The following is a 20,139-nucleotide window of genomic DNA, read 5'->3' on the forward strand; positions in this document are numbered from 1 at the left end:
AATGGGTTTTTTTTATGCTTTCCAAAATATTAGGAGGATTTAAATGAAGAAGTTTTTATCAAGTTTTATCATTATGTTATTGTGTTTAGGATTATTTGGTTGTAATAATGATACGACACAAAAAAAATCGAATGTAAGTAAGAGTGAACAAGCAACTTTTCCAATGACTGTAAAAGATGCAACGAACAAAGAAGTTAGCTTTAAAGAGGCACCTAAAAGAATCGTATCACTTATTCCAAGTAATACTGAAATCTTGTTTTCTATTGGTGATGGCAAGGATGTAGTAGGGGTAACGGATTTTGACAATTATCCAAAAGAAGTAAAATCAATTGATAAAGTTGGCGGAAATAATGCCGATATGACTTATAATGTTGAAAAAATTATTTCATTAAAGCCAGATTTAGTTTTAGCGCATGAATCAAGTTTAGGAATTTCTGCTGACGGTTTAGAACAGATCAAACAAGCGGGGATCAATGTTTTTGTTGTAAAAAATGCTGCAACTATTAAAGACGTGTATGATACAATTCAACAAGTTGGAGAAATAACGGGAAAAACTGAGCAATCGAAAAAAGTAGTAACTGGTATGAAAACAAAATTAGATGAAATTAGCAAAAAAACAGCTAAAGCAAATACAAATCCAAAGGTTTGGCTTGAAATATCAGGACCACCAGAAATATATACAGCAGGTAAAGGTACGTTCTTAGATGAAATGCTTTCGATTGTTCATGCTAAAAACGTTGCTGAAAGTGAAAAAGGTTGGGTTAAGTATAGTGAGGAATCAGCTATTAAAGCGAATCCTGATGTGATTTTAACTACTTATGGATATTATGTTCCAAATTTAGAAAAAACTGTAATGGCTAGAAAAAACTGGCAAACAGTAAACGCAATTAAAAATCACCGTGTATATGATGTTAATTCAGATACAACATCTAGACCTGGTCCAAGACTTGCAGAGGGAGTCGAAGCAATTGCAAAGGCGGTTTACCCAGAGCTTTATAAATAATACATATTTAATCTTTTTAATTCCAATTATCTTATTAATTTTTTTATTTATTTTAGGGGTTTCGATTGGGTCTACATCGATTCCCTTTTCTTCTATTATTTCTAGCTTTTCAGATGCTCTATTTAAAACTGATTATGTTCCAGCTGATATTCAAACAATTGTCATGAATATACGAGTGCCAAGGGTAATGTTAGCTGGATTAGTCGGTGCTAGCCTTTCGTTGGCAGGTGTTGCATTTCAAGGAATACTTAAAAATCCATTAGCTGATCCTTTTACATTAGGTGTCTCTTCAGGTGCCTCTGTAGGAGCGGTGGTTGTTTTATTTTTTCAAATAAGCTTACCTTTTGTAACTTATTTTACTTTGCCAGTTGTTAGTATATTATTTGGATTTGGAACACTCATCTTATTATTACTATTTGTTCGAAAACTAGATCCATCTCTTAATGTAGAGACAATCATACTAGGTGGCATTATAATAAGTTCGTTTTGTTCTGCATTATTATCATTATTTATAACGTTTTCAAATAATGAATTACGTACAGTAATTGGCTGGTTAATGGGTAATATCGGTGGGAGGGGCATTCAGTACTCTCTTAGTTTATTACCGTTTTTAATCATTTCATTCTTAATTTTATTTAGTCAAAATAGGCAGCTAGATGCGATGACATTTGGTAGCACAAATGCAAAACATATCGGAATTGATGTAAAAAAATCCACTTATTTAATTTTGTTAACTGGTAGTATTTTGTCTGGTGCAGCAGTAGCTGTTTCTGGAACAATTGGATTTGTGGGATTAGTTGTTCCGCATTTTACTAGAACTTTGGTAGGGCCATTACATAAAAAATTACTTCCATTATCAATGATCAATGGCGCAATATTTTTAATCGGGTCGGACATATTATCAAGAGTTGTATTAGCCCCAAGAGAGTTACCAATCGGGGTAATTACTTCATTAATTGGTGCTCCAATATTTGCATTAATTTTACTATCTTTGAAAAGAAATAGGGGAAAAGTATGATTAAATGTCAAGATATCTCATATTCATATGATGGAATTCATACTGATTTGGATGAACTGTCTTATTCTATTAATCAAGGAGAATGGCTAGGAATTATTGGTCCAAATGGGAGTGGAAAGTCAACGTTTTTAAATATTCTTAGTGGACTTTTTAAACCGTCTAAAGGAAATGTCATGTTAGATGGAGAATTTGTATCTAGTATGTCTAATAAACAAATAGCAAAAAAGATTGCTGTTTTATCACAACAAAATTCCTATACATATTCTTATGAGGTAAAAGAAACAGTTAAACTTGGACGTCTTGCTCATTCGTCTTCCTTTTTTCCTAGCTGGTCCACAATCGATGAAACTGCAGTCAATAATGCAATGATGATGACTGGTACTAAGAAGATGGAAAAAAGCCTCATAAATGAAATTAGTGGTGGTGAGCGTCAAAGAGTATTTCTTGCTCAATGCTTTGCTCAGGAAACACCATATATTTTTTTAGACGAACCAAGTAACCATTTAGATTTAATGCATACAATTAAAATTTTAGATGTTTTAAAGGAATTACAAAAACATGAGAATAAAACGATCGTAACTGTTTTTCATGACTTGAATTTAGCAAGTCTTTACTGTGATCGATTAATAGGATTAAAGGACGGAAAAATTTATATCGAAGGAAAAACAGACTTAGTTTTAAGTGAAGATTTATTAAAAGGTTTATATGACACATCTTTTCAAATTTTAGATAATCCCGAAACAAATAAAAAAGTCATTATTTATAAAAGTAATGTATTGTAAATTAAAATTGAAAAAAGGAGAGATTTTTCATGAAAATTTATACAAAAACTGGGGATAAAGGTCAGACTAGCTTAGTAGGTAAACGAGTTGACAAAGATGATTTAAGGGTAGAGTCTTACGGGACAATTGACGAAGTAAATACAATCGTTGGTTACGCAATGACATATTTAGATCATCAAGATACGAGAGATATTTACAATTCACTTCAAAAGATCCAACATGAACTATTTGACTGTGGTGGAGATTTGGCAGTAGTAAAGGATAGCATCCCTTTTAAAACGACAGAGAAAATGGTTGAAGAGCTTGAAACATTAATCGATGAATATATGGAAGCAACTCCCCCATTACAACGTTTTATTTTACCAGGTGGGTCAAAGCCTGCTGCAATCATTCATCAAGCAAGAGCGGTAACGAGACGTGCCGAAAGAACGGTCGTAACATTAATGAAGCAAGAAAATATTCATCTTCCAGTATTTTTATATTTGAATCGATTATCTGATTATTTCTTTGCACTTGCAAGGTTAATCAACACACGTTTAAATATTAAGGATGTAGAATACGAGCGAGGAGCAATTGTATTTCGAACTGATAAAAAATAAATAAGAAAAATAGCGATTGAATAGTTAAATTTTTCTAATCAATCGCTATTTTTTTTGTATAAATAAGATTTTTCCATCATAGAATGATTGAGTGTATGATTAGTAAAAGTACTTCTTGTCGTTTACATTTTCGATTTGCTCAAGTACATCTTAAGTAATATACATAAGAGTTAAAGGTTTGAAATGAGTAAGTAGCTTAGTCCAATTTTTTTTGAATTACCAGTTGATAGTCCACGAGTTATTGGGCAGATTAAACACTTTTTACATTTTCAGGTGGGAGGTAAATAATGTTTGATTTTCTTAGGAGATGTTTGTTGATTGTGGTGTTTGTTTTAACGATTGGCCTTTTATTTATCGGAGGAAATCGAGAAAAATTAAAGGATATTATATTAGATAAAAATTTTCATGAATTAAAAATAGTTTCAAATCCTTAATAATAGTATTTGTTTTTAGAACTTCTATTTTAAATGTAATTTACTAATAAATTTGGTAAAGTACATTTATATGTGAGGTTCTATTTTTGATTTAAGGAGAAAAAAATGACTAATATATGGGATCCAGCAATTGTAATGGAAGAGGAATTAGCGAAAGAAATAGTAAAGATACAATTTCCTAAAATAAAAATAAACGTAATAAAAAAAATTGGCGAAGGATTTGATAATACTGTTTTTTGTTTAAATGATGAAATTTTACTAAGATTTCCGCGAAGAGAAATAGCTGTAGCAATTTTAAACGTTGAAAGAAAATTACTCCCAATTATATTTAATCATTTTGAATTGAAGACTACAGTACCAATACTCGATGGAAAACCATCTGAATTATTTCCTTGGCCATTTTTAGGATATAATTTTATTGCTGGAAAGCCTCCAACTAATTTAAATAGGACTGAGAGAATTTTAATGATTGAACCAATCGCGAATTTCTTGAAAAATTTACATTCAATAAATTTCGATGAATTAAATGATATTAATTTACCGTATGATGAGTTGAAGAGATTAGATATAAACTTCCGTAAACCTCAGGCTAAAAAATATATACAACAGGCAATACAGAAGGAACTAATTGAAGATGAACAGAAAATTAATCAATATATTGAAAGCTTAGTCGAAATAAAAAGTGAGACACCATTAGTACTTGTTCATGGTGATTTACATTTTAAGAATATGATCGTCAATAAACAAAACCAACTTAAAGGAATTATTGATTGGGGTGATGCTCATATCGGACATCGTGAATTAGATTTATCAATTATTTATAGTCTAATTCCGAACGATATGAGAGGGAAGTTTTTTGAGATTTATGGTAATGTATCGGAAGTGTCAAAAAAACTAGCACAGTTTAGAGCCGTCTTTACAACAGTTGTGCTGTTGTTATATGCGGATGATCAAAAGGATGATTCGTTGGTAAGGTTTTGTCAAGAAAACCTAAGTAATGCTTTAAATGTTTAGCCAGAGATTTTTATTTACAAACTGTATTTAATTTAGTAACATTAAACTGTAATTTAATAAACGATCTATCTTCGGGGCGGGGCGAAATTCCCCACCGGCGGTAATTAAGCATTGCTTATAAGCCCGCGAGCCTGATTTTTTGGGCAGGATCTAGTGCGATTCTAGAGCCGACAGTATAGTCTGGATGGGAGAAGATGGAGGTTCGCAAGTTCAAAAAATTATTTCTTTTTGAACGCTTATTTGGCGTACTGAAAATTCTCCCCTATTTCGAAAAAATAGGGGATTTTATTTTATTTGCAGAATTTTATACTATTTTTCATTTTTATTTCGGACTTATTATAATATGTGCAAATAATAACGCAACTTAAGCGAACCTTTCATTTTTCTTGATATGATCGGGAAAAAGGAGAGAGGTAATATGCAACAACGCAACAAAGTAAATAAAATGGTGATAGTGGCAATGCTTAGCAGTATTTCTTATGTACTCATGATGCTGTACTTTCCACTTCCTGCATTTCCAGTATGGCTTACAATTGATTTTAGTGACGTACCAGCATTAATAGGAGCAATTGTTTTTGGACCAGTAGCAGGAATAGGAATAGAGTTAATAAAAAACATCCTACATTATGTGATTAATGGTAGTATGACTGGTGTACCAATTGGAGAATTTGCTAATTTTAGTGCGGGAGTATTATACATTTTACCTGCATCGTATTTCTTTAGAAAATACCGTTCAGTAAAAGGGCTAACTCTTGGATTAATCGTTGGTACAGTTGTGATGACTGGGATATTAAGTCTTTTAAATTATTTCGTGTTATTACCTGCATATGCACATTTCATGAATTTTAAGCTACCAAATGAAGTAATTGTTGCATCAATTATGCCATTTAATGCAATTAAAGGTTTATTAATCATGATCTTATTCTTAGTTATCTACCCAAAATTAAAGGTTTGGTTAACTCAAAGAATGAATGTTCATAACGTATAAATAAATGAAAGTGTCTACTAATTTTTGGTAGACACTTTTTTGTTTTTTGAGTCTCTTGGATGAGAGAGAGATCAATATCTAAAAAAAGAGAACCATCTATCGAATGATAGATGGTTTATTTGTTAGTTTAAGTTTATTAGCTAAAGAAGATAACAAAAGAAATTGTTGTTCGTCTCTCTCATCTAGTGCTTTATCAATTTGACGAAGTAGAAGTGTGTGTGTAGTTTGAGCTATAAGAGATGATAGAAGCTCATCGATTTCTGTTTGTAGTTCCTCGTTGGGTTCAAAGGTAGTCGTCGAAAACGGATTAATATCTAAGATCAAAGCGTACTCGATCGGCATCACATCAAATAACAACTCAATATAAAACTTTGTTTCCTTCCCATGTAGTCGAAGTTTATGGTAAATCGTTTCTGTTGACAAATCGACCTTCTTATTATTTTCATAATAAGAAAACTGAGGATATGAGTAGTTATCATTTCGAAAATTAAAGACAATGCCATTTGGTGTACTTTGTGCATCTTCGACAAAAGAGATGTTTGCTAGTACTTCATCAACAGCAAGGAGATATTGTAAAATCAATTCGATGTCTTTTTTTACTTGTTTTTTCTCTAATAACTTGTTTAAAAACGTCTTTTTCTCGGTAATTGTCATCTGTTCCATGCTGTTCATCCTCTCATGATGTTTTATTTATTATAGCAAGTTATTTGATAATTCTGAATATGTAAAATAAGGAAATAATTTGTATCAAGACTTTGGGTGCACTGTCTTCATTTTTTAGGAAAAGGTTTTATAAGTACGAATTGAAATGTGATATTGTGAATCACTTTATGTAACTAAGGCATCTGTTTTGTTGAACTGATCATGAAATGGGAATAGTAATTAAATATCAAATTCAATAGGGGAGTTAATTATGAACGATGACCAATTCTCAAAGAAAGGTCAAGAAACTTTAAATCAAAAGGATTCATGGACCAAGGCGATTTTAGTAAAAGAATTAGGTCCAGAATTTTATACGAGAAGTGATTCAGAAATTATACAAGAAGCGAAGAATAGGGGATTTAAGTTAGTCGATGTTAAAGAAGGTTTATCATCAACTAGGATTGACTTAATCGATAAAGATAATCAAGTAGCTGGTTCATTCACAATGAGCTATACGATGGAATCAAAAAGGAGAAACCTAATGCTTATAAGTGGATAATCCTTGAACGATTATAGAACACGAGCTGGTATGTTGAGCTCGTGTTTTCATTTGAAAAAATAAAAAAAGCGACGAAATAACTTCGCCGCAGTTTTTACTATTCGAATTTTAAAGCGTCGCCATCGAATGCTTCGTCAGCAACTTTGATTGAGTCTGTTGGGCATCCTTCAAATGCATCCATCATGTCATCAACTAAAACGTCTGGAATTTCAACGATTCCTTGGTTATCATCTAGAGTAACGTATGCGATCCCTTCATCATCATAGTCATAGATATCAGGTGCAGCTGCGCCACAAGCGCCACATGCGATACAAGTGTCTTTATCAACGATTGTATATTTTGCCATTGTATTGACCTCCCAAATTATTCCCTGTTTATGTTACAGATACTATTTTTGTAATGTACCTGTAAACATTTTAAAACGGTTTCCAAAACTTTTCAATATAATTGTACAAGGTTTTGAAAAAAACGAGAAATGATGAAATCTCAAATAAAATAAATAATGATTTTTATATGTTTAAAATGGTTTGGTTATTGATACATATGATAAGCTAGAAGAAATAAAAACTATTTAGAAAAAATGCACAAATATTTTTGTACTACTAATTATTATTCGGAAAAATATTTAAATATATTAATGGAATAATTTTAATTGAGAGGTTTATGATGTTTAAGCTATCAATATTGGAGGAAATCATCCTTTTTTTACTTCATCGATATAATGGTGAACGAACGATCCAAGGTATAATGTATTTATTAAAAGGTAAACAAAGTGCTCAAATTATTCAAGATTCTCATTTTTATCAAGTGACATCATTTTTCGGACTTTTTCATTTCCTTACACATCAGAATATGCATGAAATTATAAATGGGTTAGAGGTTAAGGGGTATATAGGTCAGTCTGAAAATAAGAATATCTATTTGTTAAATAAAAATGGTCAAGCTTATTTAGCAAATCAAAAAATACAGTTTATGGAATTTACATATATAAACGGACTAAGGTTTTCTAGTATTCAAAAGATATTTTGGAAAAGATTTTCATTGTTTTTTCAAACGGTCTCCAATCTGAATATGAATTTAAAATATTTTAGGGCAGTTATTCAAGATCAAGATATACAAGATTGGGTAAAAAATGAGATTCTTAATTATACTGGGAATAAAAACGAATTAGTTAATCAATTTTACAAAGAATTGCATACAATTTTAGAAAATATAAGTAACGAAGACGCATTACTATTTGTGAAACGATTGTCTGGAGCAAATGCTTATGGAATGACTTTTGAGCAAATTGCATCAGAACACAAAGTGAGTGTTGAAAAAATTTATCTCAATTCGATTAATACTTTACATCATATGATCACTATTTTGGTTGTACCAAACAATAATTATCCTTTGTTAAGTAAATTTGTAAATGGAGATAAGAGTACTAATATTACGAATACCTCTATTGAAACGAAGCGATTATTTACTGATGGTAAAACAATTCAAGAAATAGCTGAGATTCGTAAGTTAAAGATTAGTACAATAGAGGATCATATAGTTGAGTGTGTTTTAGGTGATAAGTTATTGCCAATTAATCAATTTATTACAACAAAGCAATTTACTTTAATAAAAAATAAAATTATTGAACTAAACACAAGGAAATTAAAAATTATTAAAGAAGCTTTATTAAATGAGGTAACATATTTTCAAATTCGTATTACTCTTGCAAGAATGGGTGATCTACATGGACCTGAATAAACTTCTATACGAAAAATTCGGTTATTCAAGTTTTCGAATTAACCAAAAAGAAATTATTAATGATTTGTTAAACTCGAAGGATGTTTTAGCAATGCTCCCTACAGGTGGGGGTAAATCATTATTATATCAATTAACAGGGCTACTTTTGCCAGGCGTTGTAGTAATCGTTTCACCATTACTTTCCCTTATGGAGGATCAAGTAGAGCAGATTAAAGCATTTGGGGATAAACGAGTTATTGCGCTAAATAGCTTTAGAAGCTTTGAGCAAAAAAAATATTTATTTAATAATATAAGCAGCTATAAGTTTATTTTTGTTTCGCCTGAAATGTTACAAAATCAATTTTTAATACAAAAGCTTTCTGCGTCTAGGATCTCGTTATTTGTTGTTGATGAGGCACATTGTATATCACAGTGGGGGCATGATTTTAGACCAGAATATAAAACTTTAGGGGAAATAAAGCGGAAATTAAATAATCCGACGGTTTTAGCTTTAACCGCTACAGCTAGCAAAAATGTACGGGAAGAAATAATCGAAACTTTACAGTTAAAACATGTTCAAAAATATATCAATTCAGTTAACAGGGAGAACATAGCAATTCAAGTTGAAAAAGTAGATTCGGAAATGGAAAAGCTGAAGTCTTTAACTGATCATCTTTCTAAATTAACTGGTCCAGGCATCGTCTATTGTGGTACAAGAGCTGCTTGCGAGAAAATTTCACATACCATAAGAGAAAATTTAAATTGCAAAGTCGCTTATTATCATGGTGGAATGGAACATGAACAAAGAATTTTAATTCAACAACAATTTATTCAAAATCAAATAGATATCATAGTTTGTACAAGTGCTTTTGGTATGGGGATTAATAAGCCAAATGTAAGGTTTGTTATTCATTATCAGTATCCTTCAAACATCGAGAATTATCTTCAAGAAATTGGACGAGCCGGCCGAGATGGTGAGCCAAGTATTGCGATATTAATTGTTTGTGAAGAAGATCATGAATTACCACTAAGGCTTATTGATGACGAAATCCTTTCTGTAAATCAAGTTGAGTCTTTTCTAGCGTATTTAAAAAGAATAGAAGAAAATCCGATCAAATTGACTGAAACGCTCGTATCTAATTGGAAAGCAGTTTTTCAATTTAGTGAAATACAGTGGACAACGCTTCATTCTGAAATGGTTAAATTTAATGTAATCGTAGATGAAAACTTGCATTTAGAAAAAATAAATAATGACTTATTAGAATCGATTAAAGAGTTAATTTCGGAGCGAAAAAAAGTAAAATATTTAAAACTTAAAGCGATGATCGATTTTCTAGCTTCATCCACTTGTTATCGCGAAAAATATCTTTTACTTTTTGATGAAATATTAGTACAGAGACCAAAAAATTGCTGTAATATTTGTGGTATATCGTTTGAAGACTATTGTTCAACTGATCATGAGAAAAATGAAAATGATAAAGTACTTTCATGGAAACAAGAATTAAGAAATAAATTGGGGCTGTGAGGAATCTATATGGAAAGCGAATTAAACCGTCAAGAAATTCCAGTTAACTATTTGAAGAAAAGCGTATATGGTACGCAGTTTATCATTTTAGTAGTCGCTATTTTATGTATTGCTTTTTTTATTGGTACAGAAAAATTTATAGATGATTTACATTTATTTAAAAGTTTTAAAACATATTTATATGGATTCGGTGCTGGATGCTCACTCGTCCTATTTAATATTTTATTAAATTATACGATTCCGGAGCGTTTGTTAGATGATGGTGGATTTAATAAAAGATTCTTTACGTCACTTTCAGTCCCTGAAATGACGATTCTTTGCATTTTAATCGCATTATCAGAAGAATTATTTTTTAGAGGATTTATTCAAGCTAAATTTGGACTAATTATTGCATCAGTGGTATTCGCTTTAGTTCATTTTCGATATGTGAAAAAACCAATTTTACTTACAATTGTATTAATTGAAAGTTTTTTCTTAGGTTACTTATATTTGAAAACAAATAATATTGTGATAGTATTTATCGCACATTTTATTTTAGATTATGTTTTAGGAATGTATATGAAATTTAGTTTGGAAAGTGAAGACAAAGAATGAAAAATGAGCTTCAGACTAATAGTATAGCTTACTTAAGTCGAAAGAATAAAAATAAGAAAATAAATGACCAAAATAAAGCCGTTGATTTGTTAAATCTACCACCAAGAAGTGAAACAATGAAAATAAAAGAGGATCAACGAAGGCCTTGGTGGAAAATAAAATATCCTTTAATCACTGCTTTAGTCATAATCTTTATCATGCTACCATTTGGAGTAGTGAAATTTGTACATAGTAAATACGATAAAATTTTTACTGAAAAAGGAAGTTTAATCATTCCTTCAAATAAATTTGAAAAGGTTGAATTAGCAGCTACCGATCATTTAAAAAAACAAAAAAAGAATGAATCACAGAAAAAAGCTCCAATCAAAAAAGAGATAAAAAATATAATAAAACCCCAAACAGATTCAAGTGAAACTGTAGGTGTAGAAGAGATTAATCACGAAGTTCAAAGAGGGGAAACATTATTTACTATTTCAATGAAATATTATGGTAATCGTGATGGAGAAGAAATTATTCAAGATGCAAATCATTTAAATGGGATCGAAGTGAAGCCCGGCCAGATATTAAAAATCCCATTGAATGTTGATGTGGATAAATAAGGTTAAGTAATATATAAAAGCCAATGAAATTGAAATTCGAAATCTAGACAAATTCTCTTTAATCGGATGCTTTCTTTCTATGTTATAAATAGAGTGAAGGGAGTGTTAAAGAGTGTTAGCAAAACATCGAATGCTTCAAAAACATCAAGTCATAACGGTCCAATCAAATGATACTGTAGAAAGCGCAATGAAACTTTTATTGGAAAAGCAAATTGATAGTGTACCCGTATTAGCGGGTAATAAATATATTGGAATGATTTCTCAAGCAGAGATTTATAGAAGTTGCTTTTATAATGAATTACCAAAAGAAGAATTTATTAAGATGATAAAAATAGGCGAAATCGCAACACATCAAACAATTTGTGTTAAAGCGGATGAGCCATATGAAGATACAATGAATTCGTTAAAAAAATATCCATCAATTGCGGTAGTTGATGATGAGAGAAATTTTGTTGGACTAGTTATTAGATATGACGTAATTGAGATTTTTCAAGAAGTACTTGGAAAGGACTGTCGAGGAATAAGAATTTCAATGACAAGTATGGAGAAGGAAGGGCAATTAGCAAGATTACTTGAGTATCTTCACCATTTTAGGATTAATATAATTTCGCTAGTAACTTTTGATTCAAAAGATCATTTATTAAGAAGAATTGTCTTGAAAATAGATGATAATAAAAATATCGATAAAATTTTACGTAAATTTGAAGAGCTTGGTCTAAGATTAGTATCTGTTACGAATGAAATAGAAAATTCTGCAGTTAAACACTAATATTGAAAATCTGTTTTTCAATTTTTTTGAAACTAAATATTGATTAATGCTCTTATTTTGCTCATACGAAAATTGACTTTTAAAAACGATTAAAACATAATTCACTTAAATTAAAAACTTATGCCCATTTTGTATCAATGGACATAAGTTTTTTTGTTGTTTAAAATTTTTCAATTTCTACTAGTTTTTGTATAATAAAAAAAAGCACTTTGAACAGAAACAAAAAGAAATAAATTAAGTTGATTTTTTGAATGAAGTAAAATCAGAGAAACTACTGACATTTACTTTATTATAGGGTTAAGTTACAAGGGGGAAATTAAAATAAAAATAATATCATTGATCGGATTCTTAGTAATTGTAGCAATTATTCTATTGATTAATCGAAAAAGTAAGCTAGAAATTATACATAAAAAAATTAAAATAAAGAATTTAGATGATTCATTACAGTCAATTCAGCTTATATGGATTCCAAATATAGGCGATATTCCTTTTAAATTGAGTGAGATTGAAAAAATTTGCAATCATAATACATTAATTCTTTTAAGTGGTTACTCAAAAAAGAAGTCAAAAAAATATAAGGATGAAAACATTCACTATTTATCTTCTATTGCTCCTGTCTATTTTTTGTGGAATGATTTTGACTATAGTGGCAATTATAGGGATCTAAATGCATTATTACTAGATTGTAAAGTTACAATTTTAGAAAATAAAAGTGCTTCATTTGAAACTGAATATGGTACGAAGTTTTCGATTGTTGGTTTAGATGATGTGAAAACAAAGAGAGATCATTTAGACTTTGCACTTGAAGAGCGTTATAAAGATGATCTTAGTATATTAACAAGCTATACTGAAGTCACGGATAGTCATAGTAGTAATTTTGAAAGTATTCAAGTTTATCTGTTTGAAAGAAGTCAATTAAATGTACATCGAAATCAGAAAACGGTATATTTGGAGCTACACAACAATAAAGGAATTCGCAAACAAAACACAATAACAGTTCTAAATTTTGAAGTTATGAAATAGGTGTTTGTTGTTTACATGCAGGAGGAAAGAAAATTGGCCCAAATAGGAAAGTACAATATTAAAGCAATTTCTAACATTGTTGGGATTTTACCAGGCACATTAAGAGCATGGGAAAGAAGATATAATATTATAAGTCCTGTACGAAATGATGCTGGCCATCGACTTTATACAGAGGAACATGTTTACATTTTAAAATGGCTCGTTCAAAAAGTTAATGAAGGGTTTACAATTGGACAAGCAATTAATTTATACGAAGCCAAAGAGCATAAGTCGTCAAATGACAGCTCTCTTACTGAAAATCTTCAATCAGATGCGCTAGTAAATCGAATTGTTTCTTCATTATTATCTTTTGAAGAAAGTGAAGCCCACAATTATGTGAATGACGCTTTTAGTCTTTTTTCTGTCGATAAAGTATTATTTAAAATAATTTCTAAGGTTTTTATATTAATCGGTGATAAATGTCGTAATGGTGAAATTACAAGTGCTCATGAACATTTTGCAACATCTTTTTTGAGAACGAGATTAGGGATGATTTATCAAAATTCACCTAACAATAAACATTTGCCAAAGTTAATCGCAGTTTGTGGACCAGAAGAAAAGCATGAATTAGGTTTATTAATTTTTACGATTTATTTAAGAAGAATCGGTTTTCAAGTAATTTATTTAGGAGCATCAATTGATTCAAACGATGTTGAACAAGTAATAAATGAAGTGAATCCAGCTGGATTTATCATGACCTGTACTTTAAGAGAAAATTTAAAGAAAACAATTGATCTAGCCATCATAATTAAAAAAATTAAACCTGATATCATTATCGGAATTGGTGGACACGCAGTTTCAACTTGTGAGAGCCCAATTATGGATTCCATACAGGAATTTTATATTGGTAGTCAACAATCGAACTGGGATGAATGGTTAAAGCAGAATTTTAATTATAAATGAATTTTGACTTTAGAATCACCAAAATTATATAAAAACATAAACTGTACTATGGTAAATGCAGCAAGGAGGCTAGTTCATGAGGTTGGAACGGTTGAACTACAATAAAATAAAAGTTTTTCTTACATCTGATGATTTATCTGAACGTGGTCTGACAAAAGAAGACTTATGGTATAATGCGCCAAAAGTTCAACAGCTTTTTCAAGATATGATGCATGAAGCTAGCGTAGAACTAGGTTTCGAAGTAGATGGAAAAGTATCCGTTGAAGTTTTCTCTCTTCAAGCTCAAGGAATGGTTGTAATTGTAACAAAATCCGATGAAATTGAAGAAGAGGAAGATGAATTTCAAGACGATTTTATCTCGATGGAAGTAATCCTAGATGAAAGTGAACATATATTGTACGAGTTTTCTACTTTAGATGATCTAATCCTACTTTCTGAAAAATTGGTTTCATGTGATGCTTTAGGTGGGAGATTATTCTCTTTTGAAAATACGTTTTACTTAAAGTTCGAGGAGAATGAAATTGGAAGACTAGATCGTGAAACATTTTATGCGATCTTAGCTGAATATGGTAATCCTTCCACAAGAACAATTTACCGTATTATTGAATATGGTAAAGAACTTATCTCAGAAAATGCTATTGAACAACTGCATTTTTATTTCGTTAAAAATAAAGCCTCTCAGTAATTTATTACGAGAGGTTTTACTTTTGTAAATTTTTTATTAATATATTGTATTTCTTCATATTCTTTCCTTTTCAAATTTTGGAAATAGGAGTATAATGACCTTAGAAAACGCTTACATTAAACGGATATTATATTTTGTTTTCTATGTGTTTATAACTTTCAAAAAGGGATGGAAAGTTGTATACTAATTTCAGAATGAATGAATCTTTTCATAGTTCAAATTTCTAGGGGGTTTACAATGGTTGCCGAGAAATCTACAGAGAAAAATAGCAACACAGAAGAACATTTAGACGTACTAGCGCCTACACAAGTAGTTATTAAAGAAGCGTTAGAAAAATTAGGATATTCAAATGAAATGTATGAACTTTTAAAAGAACCAGTTCGTATGATGACTGTAAAAATTCCAGTTCGCATGGATGATGGACAAGTGAAAATTTTCACTGGTTACAGAGCTCAACATAATGATGCGGTAGGACCAACAAAAGGTGGTATCCGTTTCCATCCAAATGTAACAGAAAATGAAGTTAAAGCCCTTTCAATCTGGATGAGCTTAAAATGTGGAATTGTAGATTTACCATATGGTGGAGGTAAAGGTGGAATCGTTTGTGATCCACGTGATATGTCATTCCGTGAGTTAGAGAGACTTAGCCGCGGTTATGTACGTGCAATTAGCCAAATCGTAGGACCAACTAAAGATATTCCAGCTCCAGACGTATTTACAAACTCACAAATCATGGCTTGGATGATGGATGAATATTCTAGAATAGATGAATTTAACTCACCTGGTTTTATTACTGGTAAACCATTAGTATTAGGTGGATCTCACGGCCGTGAAACAGCTACTGCTAAAGGTGTAACGATTGTAATTCGTGAAGCAGCAAAGCGTAGAGGTATTAACTTAGAAGGTGCACGAGTTGTTATCCAAGGATTTGGTAATGCAGGTAGCTTCTTAGCGAAATTTATGCATGCTGCTGGCGCAAAAGTTATTGGTATTTCTGATGCTTATGGTGCACTTCATGATCCTAACGGCTTAGACATTGATTATTTATTAGATCGTAGAGATAGTTTTGGTACAATTACTAAACTATTTAATAATACAATTTCAAATAAAGAATTATTAGAATTAGATTGTGATATCTTAGTGCCAGCAGCGATTGAAAATCAAATTACAAAAGATAATGCTCATAATATTAAAGCAAATATTGTAGTTGAAGCTGCTAACGGACCAACAACCCTTGAAGCTACTAAGATTTTAACAGAGCGTGGTATTTTACTAGTACCAGACGTATTAGCTAGTGCTGGTGGCGTAACTGTTTCTTACTTTGAATGGGTGCAGAATAACCAAGGTTACTACTGGACTGAAGAAGAAGTAGAAGAGCGATTAGAAAAAGTTATGGTACGTTCATTTAATAATATTTATGAAACAAGTGTAAATAGAAAAGTAAATATGCGATTAGCTGCTTATATGGTTGGTGCGCGTAAAATGGCTGAAGCTAGCCGATTCAGAGGCTGGGTATAAGATTATATTTGCTGATAAAAACAAGGTGGAGAATATCCATCTTGTTTTTTTATGATTAGCTATTATTAGACAAATTGAATATTTTACGTAAAATAGTAATAGTAAATATAATTAAGACTCTAGTTTATTGGAGATGTTTCAAATGGAAAAAGTTGAAGTTCTAATCATTGGCGGAGGACCCTGTGGTATTGCAGCTTATCTAGCATTAAAAAATAAGGGGATATCTGCATTAATTATTGAAAAAGGAAATATAGTTCATACTCTCAGTCGTTTTCCAACTCATCAAACATTTTTTAGTACAAGTGAAAAATTAGAAGTGGGAAATATTCCATTTATTATTGAAGGTAGAAAACCAAAAAAACACCAAGCTCTAGCATATTACCGTGATGTTGTTAAACGAAATAGAATAAAAATTAATGCTTATGAAGAGGTAAAAACAGTTAGTAAGAAAAGTGATTTTATCATCGAATCAGTTACAATTAACGGTGACGAAAAACGTTATGAAGCCAAAGCTGTTATTGTAGCAACTGGATATTATGACCAACCAAACTACTTATTAACACCTGGTGAACAACTTAATAAAGTATCCCATTACTTTTTTGAAGGTCATAAACATTTTAATCAGAAGGTTGTCGTTATTGGTGGGAAAAACTCAAGTGTGGACGCAGCACTAGAACTAGAAAAGTGTGGAGCGGATGTAACTGTACTTTATAGAGGCAGTTCTTATTCACCAAGTATTAAACCATGGGTACTACCAGAATTCGAGGCACTTGTCCGTTCTGAAACAATTAAAATGGAATTTAACGCAAATTTACTTGAAATAAAAGAATCATCAGTAGTATACGAAAAAGAAGGACAAATAGTTGAGATTGACAATGACTTTGTCTATGCCATGACAGGTTACCACCCTGATCATACATTAATTAAAAGTATGGGCGTTAAAGTAGATGATCTAACAGGAAGACCATTATTCAACCCAGAAACAATGGAAACAAATATTGAAGGCATTTTTATTGCAGGGGTAATTGCTGCTGGAAACAATGCAAACGAAATTTTTATAGAAAATGGCCGTTTTCACGGTGACTTAATCGTTTCTCACTTAGTTAGTAATAAATAATTTTAAAAAATTAAACGTAGCCATGCTACGTTTTTTTTATTAAAGATTTTCAAGCCGTTTTCTGTTTACTAAAAGAATTTTAAAATGTTATAATTTCTTGTGAAATGAGGTGCTAAAATGAAAAAAGTAGTATTAATAACAACGGGTGGAACGATTGCTAGTAAACCAAATGCAGAATCAGGTAAATTAGATTCTGGGGCATTGTCAGGTCAAGAAATTGCAGAAATGCTTAATTTACCAAAAGATATAAATGTTATTGTTGATTCTTTTTTCCAAGTTCCAAGTATGCACATAGGCTTCGAACATTGGATGTTGTTAAAGAATAAAATTGAAGAATATTATCAAGATGAAACAATTGATGGGGTTGTCGTTACCCATGGAACTGATACGTTAGAAGAAACGGCTTATTTTTTAGATTTAACAATTGACGATGATCGTCCAGTTGTTATTACTGGCTCTCAAAGATCACCAGGTGAATTAGGTACCGATGCTTTTATCAATTTAAGACATGCAATCTATACTGCATCTGACGAATCTACTCGAAACGTAGGTACAGTTGTTGTCTTTAATGAACGTATTTTTACTGCAAGATATGTAAAAAAAGAACATGCATCTAATATTCAAGGTTTTAACGTATTTGGCTTCGGATACCTAGGTATTATCGATAACGATAAAGTACATATCTATCAAAAACCGGTATTAAAGGATAAATACAAAATTACAAGTGAGTTACCTCAAGTAGATATAATTAAATGTTATATTGAAGCAAAAGGATACTTAATTAAAGCAGCTGTTGAAAATGGCGCTAAAGGTATTGTCCTTGAAGGTGTTGGAAGAGGACAAGTATCTCCACATATGACTGAAGAAATCGAAAAAGCTGTAAATGATGGCATTAAAGTAATCATCACAACAAGTTCTGAAGAAGGCGAAGTATATCCGACTTATGATTATTACGGAAGCGCCTATGATTTAGTTAATAAAGGTGTAATTTTAGGTAAAGATTATGATAGTAAAAAGGCAAGAATTAAATTAACTGTTATGTTAGCATCCGAAGTGAATGATATTCTTGAAGGATTCTCTAAATAATCTTACTTGTTTATACATTTTTGAAAAACGTGCATAGCACGTTTTTTTTAGTTGAAATACAAATGGTCAATTGTATATTAGTGAAACTCATTGATAATATATTTTCATTATTTGATGGACTATTAAGGGTTTTAAATGTTAATTAGTTTTAGCAGTTTTATAATAGTCAACAAACTTTAGTAATTGTAAAATCTTAAAAATTTAAAAATATTTTGTTTTATTGTAAACTTTTTTTGATGAATTAGTTGTTTGGAATGGAGGGATGCTCGACTCCTATGGGATAAGCGGAAGGCTGAGACCCCGCAGGGGAAATCAACATCACTCTACTCCTTTTACGAAAATTTGGTAAATAATTGACAAGGTTGTTTTTTATTATTGAAAAAATTTAGATGAATTAAAAATTAAATTCAAAATTGTGTATAAAATTAATAGAATCTAATCATACTGGTAATAAAAAAGGTATGATCTTAAATGAAAAGAATCGAACGAATACTATTTAAATTAATTATTATTCAATTATTTTGTTTAGTCATAAGTCAATATGTCTTATCATTCCCTAGTCTTTCGGTCTATTTAACGAAAATTGAATTATATGAAGGCGTTACGCAAAAAGCTAAGGACGTAACGAGAGAAGTATATAATCATATTGGTAAATAGATGAATTCATCGGAATCATATGGTAATATAAAATAAAGCAGGCTAGCCTGCTTTATTTTTATTTGTTTTTATTTTTTTAGGACATGATAAGATTAAAGGTTGCTATTAAAGTAGCACTTTTTTTATGTAGGAGGACATATGAGTAAAAAAATTAGTATAGCGATAGATGGACCTGCAGCTGCTGGTAAAAGTACAGTTGCAAAAATTGTTGCAAAAAAATTAGGATATGTATATATCGACACTGGTGCAATGTACCGTGCTCTAACCTTTAAAGCAATCCAAAACGATATTGATGTAAATAATGAGATGGAATTAAGTAACTTACTTTCAAATATAGCGATTAAGTTAATCCCAGAAGAAGGAACTCAAAAAGTTTTCATTGATGATGTTGATGTTTCTGAGCCAATAAGAACACCAGAAGTAACTAGAAACGTATCATTTGTTGCAAAACATAGTTTAGTTCGTGAAAAAATGGTAGATTTACAACGTGGATATGCCGTAAATGGTGGGGTTGTAATGGATGGTAGAGATATTGGGACTCATGTATTAATTGATGCAGAAGTTAAGATCTTTATGATTGCTTCTGTTGATGAACGAGCTCAAAGAAGACATATCGAAAATGTCAAAAACGGTTTTGAAAGTGACTTTGAGCAATTGAAAATAGAAATAGCAACAAGAGACCGAATTGACTCGGAAAGAGAAGTTTCACCATTGAAAAAAGCTGATGATGCAATCTCATTAGATACTACTTCTAAAAACATTGATGATGTTGTAAATGAAATATTAACGATTGTTGAAGATAAAATAAAAAATATTTAGAAGAATTAGTCATCAGATTTCTTGACTTTTCTGCTTATTTATTAGAA

At 30.9% G+C, this 20,139-nt stretch carries 23 protein-coding genes and 1 riboswitch; of the genes, 21 read left to right on the plus strand and 2 right to left on the minus strand.

Annotated elements, in window-relative coordinates:
- Positions 1-43 precede the first annotated feature (43 nt).
- The 7 genes from ACFVRR_RS10150 (at position 44) to ACFVRR_RS10180 (ending at position 5,838) form a co-directional block, all read left to right on the plus strand.
- Positions 44-1,003: an ABC transporter substrate-binding protein gene (locus ACFVRR_RS10150; protein ID WP_387327760.1), complete on the plus strand. Its 960-nt coding sequence runs from the start codon at positions 44-46 to the stop codon at positions 1,001-1,003.
- Complete coding sequence (locus tag ACFVRR_RS10155; RefSeq protein WP_387327762.1) at positions 969-2,021, plus strand: FecCD family ABC transporter permease; 1,053 nt, start codon at positions 969-971, stop codon at positions 2,019-2,021. The genes ACFVRR_RS10150 and ACFVRR_RS10155 overlap by 35 nt, the downstream gene beginning before the upstream one ends.
- A complete protein-coding gene (locus ACFVRR_RS10160; protein ID WP_387327764.1) occupies positions 2,018-2,803 on the plus strand; it encodes an ABC transporter ATP-binding protein in 786 nt (261 codons plus the stop codon). The genes ACFVRR_RS10155 and ACFVRR_RS10160 overlap by 4 nt, the downstream gene beginning before the upstream one ends.
- A gap of 29 nt (positions 2,804-2,832) precedes the next feature.
- On the plus strand, positions 2,833-3,402 hold the full coding sequence (locus ACFVRR_RS10165) for a cob(I)yrinic acid a,c-diamide adenosyltransferase (protein WP_387327767.1): 570 nt from the start codon (positions 2,833-2,835) through the stop codon (positions 3,400-3,402).
- A 287-nt stretch (positions 3,403-3,689) separates the two neighbouring features.
- Positions 3,690-3,836, plus strand: a complete 147-nt coding sequence (locus ACFVRR_RS10170; protein ID WP_175403423.1) for a hypothetical protein — start codon at positions 3,690-3,692, stop codon at positions 3,834-3,836.
- Positions 3,837-3,941: 105 nt separating this feature from the next.
- Positions 3,942-4,850: a phosphotransferase gene (locus tag ACFVRR_RS10175; RefSeq protein ID WP_387327770.1), complete on the plus strand. Its 909-nt coding sequence runs from the start codon at positions 3,942-3,944 to the stop codon at positions 4,848-4,850.
- 63 nt (positions 4,851-4,913) lie between these two features.
- Positions 4,914-5,050: riboswitch (FMN riboswitch) on the plus strand.
- A 218-nt stretch (positions 5,051-5,268) separates the two neighbouring features.
- On the plus strand, positions 5,269-5,838 hold the full coding sequence (locus ACFVRR_RS10180; protein ID WP_025672334.1) for an ECF transporter S component: 570 nt from the start codon (positions 5,269-5,271) through the stop codon (positions 5,836-5,838).
- A 96-nt stretch (positions 5,839-5,934) separates the two neighbouring features.
- Here the strand turns inward: ACFVRR_RS10180 and ACFVRR_RS10185 are convergent, their stop codons facing one another.
- Positions 5,935-6,501: a YpiB family protein gene (locus ACFVRR_RS10185; protein ID WP_387327772.1), complete on the minus strand. Its 567-nt coding sequence runs from the start codon at positions 6,499-6,501 to the stop codon at positions 5,935-5,937.
- 250 nt (positions 6,502-6,751) lie between these two features.
- On the opposite strand from ACFVRR_RS10185, the gene ACFVRR_RS10190 reads away from it, so the two are divergent.
- A complete protein-coding gene (locus tag ACFVRR_RS10190) occupies positions 6,752-7,039 on the plus strand; it encodes a hypothetical protein (RefSeq protein ID WP_387327774.1) in 288 nt (95 codons plus the stop codon).
- Between the two features lie 97 nt (positions 7,040-7,136).
- Here the strand turns inward: ACFVRR_RS10190 and ACFVRR_RS10195 are convergent, their stop codons facing one another.
- A complete protein-coding gene (locus ACFVRR_RS10195) occupies positions 7,137-7,385 on the minus strand; it encodes a ferredoxin (RefSeq protein ID WP_025672247.1) in 249 nt (82 codons plus the stop codon).
- Between the two features lie 320 nt (positions 7,386-7,705).
- On the opposite strand from ACFVRR_RS10195, the gene ACFVRR_RS10200 reads away from it, so the two are divergent.
- The 13 genes from ACFVRR_RS10200 to cmk all read left to right on the plus strand — a co-directional run bounded on the left by ACFVRR_RS10200 (position 7,706) and on the right by cmk (position 20,092).
- The gene (locus tag ACFVRR_RS10200) at positions 7,706-8,779 is read left to right on the plus strand and encodes a YpbB family protein (RefSeq protein ID WP_387327777.1); all 1,074 of its coding nucleotides are present in this window, start codon (positions 7,706-7,708) and stop codon (positions 8,777-8,779) included.
- Positions 8,766-10,283, plus strand: coding sequence for a RecQ family ATP-dependent DNA helicase (locus ACFVRR_RS10205; RefSeq protein WP_387327779.1), 1,518 nt, complete (start codon positions 8,766-8,768; stop codon positions 10,281-10,283). The genes ACFVRR_RS10200 and ACFVRR_RS10205 overlap by 14 nt, the downstream gene beginning before the upstream one ends.
- Positions 10,284-10,292: 9 nt before the next feature.
- Complete coding sequence (locus ACFVRR_RS10210; protein WP_387327782.1) at positions 10,293-10,877, plus strand: CPBP family intramembrane glutamic endopeptidase; 585 nt, start codon at positions 10,293-10,295, stop codon at positions 10,875-10,877.
- On the plus strand, positions 10,874-11,476 hold the full coding sequence (locus ACFVRR_RS10215; protein ID WP_387327784.1) for a LysM peptidoglycan-binding domain-containing protein: 603 nt from the start codon (positions 10,874-10,876) through the stop codon (positions 11,474-11,476). The genes ACFVRR_RS10210 and ACFVRR_RS10215 overlap by 4 nt, the downstream gene beginning before the upstream one ends.
- 112 nt (positions 11,477-11,588) lie before the next feature.
- A complete protein-coding gene (locus ACFVRR_RS10220) occupies positions 11,589-12,245 on the plus strand; it encodes a CBS domain-containing protein (RefSeq protein ID WP_387327786.1) in 657 nt (218 codons plus the stop codon).
- A 372-nt stretch (positions 12,246-12,617) separates the two neighbouring features.
- A complete protein-coding gene (locus ACFVRR_RS10225; protein ID WP_387327788.1) occupies positions 12,618-13,268 on the plus strand; it encodes a hypothetical protein in 651 nt (216 codons plus the stop codon).
- 33 nt (positions 13,269-13,301) lie between these two features.
- Entirely contained in the window at positions 13,302-14,210 is a 909-nt protein-coding gene (locus ACFVRR_RS10230) for a MerR family transcriptional regulator (protein ID WP_335447919.1), read from the plus strand.
- Positions 14,211-14,286: 76 nt separating this feature from the next.
- The gene (locus tag ACFVRR_RS10235) at positions 14,287-14,895 is read left to right on the plus strand and encodes a genetic competence negative regulator (protein ID WP_025672362.1); all 609 of its coding nucleotides are present in this window, start codon (positions 14,287-14,289) and stop codon (positions 14,893-14,895) included.
- A 237-nt stretch (positions 14,896-15,132) separates the two neighbouring features.
- Entirely contained in the window at positions 15,133-16,413 is a 1,281-nt protein-coding gene (locus ACFVRR_RS10240) for a Glu/Leu/Phe/Val family dehydrogenase (RefSeq protein ID WP_387327791.1), read from the plus strand.
- A 142-nt stretch (positions 16,414-16,555) separates the two neighbouring features.
- Entirely contained in the window at positions 16,556-17,530 is a 975-nt protein-coding gene (locus ACFVRR_RS10245) for a YpdA family putative bacillithiol disulfide reductase (protein WP_387327794.1), read from the plus strand.
- Between the two features lie 117 nt (positions 17,531-17,647).
- On the plus strand, positions 17,648-18,616 hold the full coding sequence (locus ACFVRR_RS10250; RefSeq protein ID WP_387327796.1) for an asparaginase: 969 nt from the start codon (positions 17,648-17,650) through the stop codon (positions 18,614-18,616).
- Positions 18,617-19,087: 471 nt separating this feature from the next.
- The gene (locus ACFVRR_RS10255; protein WP_069031855.1) at positions 19,088-19,273 is read left to right on the plus strand and encodes a DUF5359 family protein; all 186 of its coding nucleotides are present in this window, start codon (positions 19,088-19,090) and stop codon (positions 19,271-19,273) included.
- A gap of 138 nt (positions 19,274-19,411) precedes the next feature.
- Positions 19,412-20,092, plus strand: a complete 681-nt coding sequence (gene cmk, locus ACFVRR_RS10260) for a (d)CMP kinase (protein WP_387327800.1) — start codon at positions 19,412-19,414, stop codon at positions 20,090-20,092.
- Positions 20,093-20,139 lie beyond the last annotated feature (47 nt).

It is taken from the genome of Gottfriedia sp. NPDC057948, from assembly GCF_042887255.1.
In the GTDB taxonomy this organism is placed as follows: Bacteria; Bacillota; Bacilli; order Bacillales; family Bacillaceae_G; genus Gottfriedia.

What these genes read in the sequence shown, in the direction of transcription:
- ACFVRR_RS10150 (WP_387327760.1), top strand. Translation starts at nt 44, where the DNA reads ATGAAGAAGTTTTTATCAAGTTTTATCATTATGTTATTGTGTTTAGGA.
- ACFVRR_RS10190 (WP_387327774.1), top strand. Translation starts at nt 6,752, where the DNA reads ATGAACGATGACCAATTCTCAAAGAAAGGTCAAGAAACTTTAAATCAA.
- ACFVRR_RS10235 (WP_025672362.1), top strand. Translation starts at nt 14,287, where the DNA reads ATGAGGTTGGAACGGTTGAACTACAATAAAATAAAAGTTTTTCTTACA.
- ACFVRR_RS10250 (WP_387327796.1), top strand. Translation starts at nt 17,648, where the DNA reads ATGAAAAAAGTAGTATTAATAACAACGGGTGGAACGATTGCTAGTAAA.
- ACFVRR_RS10245 (WP_387327794.1), top strand. Translation starts at nt 16,556, where the DNA reads ATGGAAAAAGTTGAAGTTCTAATCATTGGCGGAGGACCCTGTGGTATT.
- ACFVRR_RS10185 (WP_387327772.1), bottom strand. Translation starts at nt 6,501, where the DNA reads ATGGAACAGATGACAATTACCGAGAAAAAGACGTTTTTAAACAAGTTA.
- ACFVRR_RS10175 (WP_387327770.1), top strand. Translation starts at nt 3,942, where the DNA reads ATGACTAATATATGGGATCCAGCAATTGTAATGGAAGAGGAATTAGCG.
- ACFVRR_RS10255 (WP_069031855.1), top strand. Translation starts at nt 19,088, where the DNA reads ATGAAAAGAATCGAACGAATACTATTTAAATTAATTATTATTCAATTA.
- ACFVRR_RS10170 (WP_175403423.1), top strand. Translation starts at nt 3,690, where the DNA reads ATGTTTGATTTTCTTAGGAGATGTTTGTTGATTGTGGTGTTTGTTTTA.
- ACFVRR_RS10195 (WP_025672247.1), bottom strand. Translation starts at nt 7,385, where the DNA reads ATGGCAAAATATACAATCGTTGATAAAGACACTTGTATCGCATGTGGC.
- ACFVRR_RS10160 (WP_387327764.1), top strand. Translation starts at nt 2,018, where the DNA reads ATGATTAAATGTCAAGATATCTCATATTCATATGATGGAATTCATACT.
- ACFVRR_RS10205 (WP_387327779.1), top strand. Translation starts at nt 8,766, where the DNA reads ATGGACCTGAATAAACTTCTATACGAAAAATTCGGTTATTCAAGTTTT.
- ACFVRR_RS10165 (WP_387327767.1), top strand. Translation starts at nt 2,833, where the DNA reads ATGAAAATTTATACAAAAACTGGGGATAAAGGTCAGACTAGCTTAGTA.
- ACFVRR_RS10210 (WP_387327782.1), top strand. Translation starts at nt 10,293, where the DNA reads ATGGAAAGCGAATTAAACCGTCAAGAAATTCCAGTTAACTATTTGAAG.
- ACFVRR_RS10180 (WP_025672334.1), top strand. Translation starts at nt 5,269, where the DNA reads ATGCAACAACGCAACAAAGTAAATAAAATGGTGATAGTGGCAATGCTT.
- cmk (WP_387327800.1), top strand. Translation starts at nt 19,412, where the DNA reads ATGAGTAAAAAAATTAGTATAGCGATAGATGGACCTGCAGCTGCTGGT.
- ACFVRR_RS10240 (WP_387327791.1), top strand. Translation starts at nt 15,133, where the DNA reads ATGGTTGCCGAGAAATCTACAGAGAAAAATAGCAACACAGAAGAACAT.
- ACFVRR_RS10215 (WP_387327784.1), top strand. Translation starts at nt 10,874, where the DNA reads ATGAAAAATGAGCTTCAGACTAATAGTATAGCTTACTTAAGTCGAAAG.
- ACFVRR_RS10200 (WP_387327777.1), top strand. Translation starts at nt 7,706, where the DNA reads ATGTTTAAGCTATCAATATTGGAGGAAATCATCCTTTTTTTACTTCAT.